This is a genomic window from Streptomyces corchorusii (assembly GCF_001514055.1).
GTDB lineage: Bacteria > Actinomycetota > Actinomycetes > Streptomycetales > Streptomycetaceae > Streptomyces > Streptomyces olivaceoviridis.
The window spans coordinates 203,952-208,965 of sequence record NZ_KQ948358.1 but is presented as its reverse complement, the minus strand read 5'-3'; the positions used below and the strand labels follow the sequence as shown (position 1 = coordinate 208,965).

The 5,014-nt window shown below is 69.7% G+C and carries 4 protein-coding genes; all 4 read right to left on the bottom strand.

Annotation, left to right across the window (positions count from 1 at the left end; genetic code table 11):
- Positions 1 to 29 precede the first annotated feature (29 nt).
- On the bottom strand, positions 30 to 599 hold the full coding sequence (locus AQJ11_RS22040) for a DUF742 domain-containing protein (RefSeq protein WP_014675208.1): 570 nt from the start codon (positions 597 to 599) through the stop codon (positions 30 to 32).
- A 94-nt stretch (positions 600 to 693) separates the two neighbouring features.
- Entirely contained in the window at positions 694 to 1,107 is a 414-nt protein-coding gene (locus tag AQJ11_RS22035) for a roadblock/LC7 domain-containing protein (protein WP_029385896.1), read from the bottom strand.
- A 10-nt stretch (positions 1,108 to 1,117) separates the two neighbouring features.
- Positions 1,118 to 4,360 carry a sensor histidine kinase gene (locus AQJ11_RS22030; RefSeq protein WP_208616582.1) on the bottom strand — a complete coding sequence of 1,081 codons (3,243 nt, stop codon included), beginning with the start codon at positions 4,358 to 4,360 and terminating at the stop codon, positions 1,118 to 1,120.
- Positions 4,361 to 4,759: 399 nt separating this feature from the next.
- A partial coding sequence (locus AQJ11_RS22025) for an ATP/GTP-binding protein (RefSeq protein WP_208616581.1) occupies positions 4,760 to 5,014 on the bottom strand: 255 nt, incomplete at its 5' end.

Below are 5,014 nucleotides of genomic sequence, written 5' to 3'. Positions count from 1 at the left end.
CGGAGGTGGTGGAGCGGGAAGGACCGCCGCTAGAGCTTGCGAAGTCCACTGAGCACCCTTTCGAGCAGTGTCACGTCTGGCTGGCCGCCGGCGTTCTCGTCGCCGCCGGGCTGATGGATGGCGACCAGGCCCGCCTCCGCCAAGTCGGCGACGAGAATCCTGGCCACGCCGAGGGGGATCGTGAGCAGGGCCGAGATCTCGGCCACCGACTTGATCTCCCGGCACAGGTTGCAGATCCGCTGATGCTCGGGCAACTGGCCCTGCATCTGGTGCGGAGCTGCGGTGGTGTGCACCAGCGCCTCGATGGCGAGCTGGTAGCGCGGGCGGGTCCGGCCGCCGGTCATGGCGTACGGACGCACCAAGGGGTTGTTGGACGCCGAGGCCGGCGCCGGCTCGGGGCGGCGCTGCGGCTGGACCGGCTGGATGCGCGGCGCCGGAGGCTGGTCGTACGGCGACGGGCCCGGACCCTGCGGGGCGTACGGCTGCCGGTGGCTGGGGGCGGAGGGGAAGTTGTACGGGTTCGCCGAGCCGTCGCTCTGGCCCTGGGCAGGGCCGTACGACCAGTTGCCCGAAGACGAACTGCCTGGGGGTGTTGCCACTTTCTCCTCCTCCGACTGCGCCGGGCACCCGTCCCTGGGGAACCGCGTCCCGAAACCTTACGGCTACGGGACGCGAATACGCACCGTCCGATTATCAGTTGAGAAGGCTCCCCTGGAGTTCCGCACGGAGATCCGGGGTGAGGACCGTGCCCGCGCGGTCCACCAGAAGTGCCATCTCGTACCCGATGAGACCGATGTCCGCTTCCGGGTGGGCCAGGACCGCGAGCGAGGAACCGTCGGAGATGGACATGATGAAGAGGAATCCCCGCTCCATCTCCACAACCGTCTGATTCACGTTGCCTCCCTCGAAGATCCGGGAGGCGCCTGCCGTCAGAGACGTCAGACCGGAGGCGACGGCCGCGAGCTGGTCGGCGCGGTCGCGGGGAAAGCCTTCGGACATCGCCAGAAGGAGTCCGTCGGCGGAGACCACCACCGTGTGGGACACCCCCGGGGTGTTGTCCACGAAGTTGGTGATCAACCAGTTCAGGTTCTGTGCCGCCTGGCTCATCGGGCTCACACTAACGCTCCTGGTTGTAGGTGCTGTCAGGACCGAAGCCCTGGCCGTTCGTTTCACTGCCTGCGCTGCGTCCGCGCTGGACGCCCCGGCGCAGGTTGCTCAGCCTGCCCCGGACGTCCTCCGGGGCGCGGGAGACCTGTGGGCCTCCCTGGGGGGTGGTTTCGGCGGAACCCTCGACCAGATTGGCCTTGGGCACCCGCCGAGGCAGGCCCGAGGCGGTGACCCCGCCTGCCTTGGGCTTCCGGAGCTGCGCGGCCTGCTGCCACCGCTCGTCGTTCGCCGAACGCCAGTCGCTCTGACCGCCCGTCCCCGGAGCGTTCCCCGGTGCGGGAGCCGGCGATTCCTGCTGCACGCGGGCCGTGCCGTTCGCGGAGCCGGCGCCGTGGGAGCCGCTCGCGGGACCCCCGCGGCGGGGCAGCCCGGCGTCGGTCAGCGCGTGCGCGGCGGGAGATGCCGTTCCCGGACGGTCGAAGCCTACGCGGTTCCGCTCACTCGCGTCAGCGGCCTGCGAGGATTCCGTTTCCGGAGCGTACTGGGCCGGATAGCCGTTCTGGTAGCCGTCCTGCTGGGGCCAGTCGTCCTGGTAGGACGAGGCCGGGGCAGGCTCCGGATACGCGGACGCGGGCTCCGGGTAGCCACCGCCCGCGGAGAAGCCGTCGTGCTGCGGCGCATCGCCGCTGGGCGCGTAGTACTGCCCGTCGTAGCGCTGCTCGTACTGCTGCTCGTACGACGCGTGCTGCGGCTGCTGCTCCTCGTACGTCTGCTGCCGCTGCTCCTCGTACGCCGGAGCCTCGTACGCCTGCTGCTGTTCCTGGTACGCCTGCTGCTGCCCGGTGAACGGGTCCGTATACCCGGCGGGGGCCTCGGCGGCCTCCTGCCGCGGCTCGGCGGGCTGCTGGCCGTGGTTCTGGGCCTCCAGGGCGGCGCGGCGCTCCTCGCGCATCAGCGAGCGGCCCACGGGGTCCAGGTCGCGCAGGTCGTCGGGGACCTGCGGGTACTGGCTGTCGTCGAAGCCCAGTTCGGCGGCGGTGCGCAGCGGCGGCTGCTGCTGGCCGAAGTTCTCACCCTGGAACTGCTGCTCCGGGATGATCTGCGAGACGGTGAACTCCTCGCGGTCCAGCGGGGCCTCGCCGCCACCGCCGTGTGTGATCGCGTCCGGCAGCATGACCAGGGACGTCGTGCCGGCCTGCTCGCCCGAGGGGCGCAGCTGGACCCGGATGCCGTGCCGGTCGGACAGCCGGCCGACCACGAACAGGCCCATGCGCTGCGAGATCGCGGCGTCCACGGTCGGCGGGTTGGCCAGCTTGTGGTTGATGTCCGCGAAGTCCTCGGCGGTCAGGCCGATGCCCTTGTCGTGGATCTCGATCATCACGCGGCCGTCGGGCAGACGGGTCGCCGTGACACGGACCTTGGTCTGCGGGGAGGAGAACGTGGTGGCGTTCTCCAGCAGCTCGGCCAGCAGGTGCACGAGGTCGGTGACCGCGCGGCCGTGGATCTCGGCCTCCGGCACGCCCGACAGTTCGATGCGCTCGTACTGCTCCACCTCGGAGGAGGCGGCGCGCAGCACGTCGATGAGCGGCACGGGCTGGTCCCAGCGGCGGCCGGGCTCCTCGCCGGCGAGGACCAGGAGGTTCTCGCCGTTGCGGCGCATACGGGTGGCCAGGTGGTCCAGCTTGAAGAGGTTCTCCAGCTGGTCCGGGTCGGCCTCGTTGTTCTCCAGGTCGGTGATCAGGGTGAGCTGGCCCTCGATCAGCGACTGGTTGCGGCGCGAGAGGTTGGTGAAGATCGCGTTGATGTTGCCCCGCAGCAGGGCCTGCTCGGAGGCGAGCCGGACCGCCTCGCGGTGGACCTGGTCGAAGGCGCGGGCGACCTCGCCGATCTCGTCCTTGGTGGTGATCGGGATCGGCGGGACCCGGGTGTCGACCCGGCCGGGGTCGGTGCGGGAGAGCTGGTCGACCAGCATCGGCAGCCGCTGCTCGGCGATGCCGAAGGCGGCGTTGCGCAGCTGGCGCATCGAGCGGCTCATCTGGCGGGCCACCAGACCGGCGAGGAGGAACGCGGCCAGCAGGGCGACGACGACCACGGCACCGGTGATGAAGGCCGAGGTCTTGGCGTCACCGGCGATGGACGAGGCCTCGCTCACCGCCTTGTCGGCCATGTCCGACTCGATCTGGCGGTAGGCCTTGTACTTCAGCGTGTTGAGCGCCCACCAGTTGTCGGCGGTGATGCCGCCCGCGGCCAGCTCGTCGCGGGTGGCGGTGCTGGTGTCCTTCATGGTGGCGACCGCGGTGACGATCCGGGTCGGGTCGGAGGGCGGGGCGACGTACTGCGGGTTGCTCGCCTTGGCCTTCTGGACCAGGGCGGCGGCGTCCGTCTTGATCTTCTGTTCCGCGTCGCTCAGCTTCTGCGCGTCGGCCTCGGTGCCACCGCCGAGATACTCCTCCCGGGCGATGCGCTCCAGGTAGGCGTACGAGGACAGGGAGACCCGCTGGGTCGCGAGGTTCGGGGCGTCCGGGCCGGGCTTGACCAGCAGGTGGGTGCCGATCGACCGCTCCAGCGACAGCGCCGCCTTGGTCAGCGAGATGGCGTAGACGGTACGGCCGTAGGAGGTGATGTTTCCGGTGCCCAGACCGAGTTCGTTGGCGAACTCCATCAGGGGGTGGCTGACCTCTACGTAGCCCTCTTCGGTCTGTACGCCGGTCGCCTTGGAGGTGAAGGCGATCTGCCGCAGGTGCGCCAGCTTGGGCTCGGCCTCGCGGAACAGCTTCAGCCGGCGTTGCAGGCCCGACGTGGCGGGCATGCTCTTCGTCGCCTGGTCGAAGGCGTCGGCGGCCTGGTCCGTGGCCTTGCGGGCGTTGTCGACGACCGCCTTGCTGTCGGCGTCCTTCTTGTTCAGCAGCAGCGGTGCGGCGGTGACGTCGCGCTCGCTCTCCAGCGCGTCGGCGTAGGTGAGGGCGGCGCGCACGAGACGGGCGGTGTTCTCGGCGTCGCGGGCCTGCTGCCAGGTATCGATGGAGCTCTTCACCTGGAAGCCGCCCATGACGAGGCCGACGGCCACGGGTATGAGCAGGATCGCGTTCAGCCGGGTCGGCACCCGCCAGTTGCGCGGGGAGAGACGACCGCCGCTGGGCGCGGGAGTGGCCGCCGGTTCCGCAGCGGGAACGGGGGTGGGCGCCGCAGCGCGCGGCGGCGGGGTGAAGTTGCCCCGCGCCGACGGCTCGGGACCGTTCTTGCTTCGCCTCACTCGACCAACAACCTCTCGGCGGTCGGCACCTACGTCGTGCCGCAGTCTCTCAGAGCCCGGTTCGCCATCGACCACCAGTGCGTACTCGGTACGTACTCAGTACGTCATTGACCATTGGGCAGTTCAGGCATTCCAGCACGTGGACCAGTGCACTTCCAAACAGTGGAAACCTGGTGATGGGGCGGTTGTAAGCGCCAGATAAAACGGTCATAAAGAGCGAGCCCCGCCAAAAGGCGGGGCGTTCGTGCGCACAGCGGCACCGCACGACCGCGTCGCGTGGTGATGCCGGGGCGATTCCTCTGCCGAACTGTTATGAACACCGGAGCCGACCGTGTCAAAGGCCACAGTCGGCTCCGAGCCCCTTACGGCAACTGCCGTACGGACTGTCGTACTTGAGTGCTACTTCAGCCGTGCCATCAGGGCGTGTTCCACCAGGGTGATCAGTGCGCTCTTGGCGTCCGCGCGGTGGCGGGCGTCCGTGGTGATGATCGGGGTGTCCGGTCCGATCTGGAGGGCTTCGCGCACTTCGTCCGGGGTGTAGGGCTGCTGGCCGTCGAAGCCGTTGAGGGCGATGACGAAGGGCAGGCCCGAGTTCTCGAAGTAGTCGACCGCCGGGAAGCAGTCGGCCAGACGCCGGGTGTCCACGAGAACGAC

Coding starts and splice junctions, on each gene's coding strand:
- AQJ11_RS22035 (WP_029385896.1), bottom strand. CDS start 1,107: ATGAGCCAGGCGGCACAGAACCTGAACTGGTTGATCACCAACTTCGTG.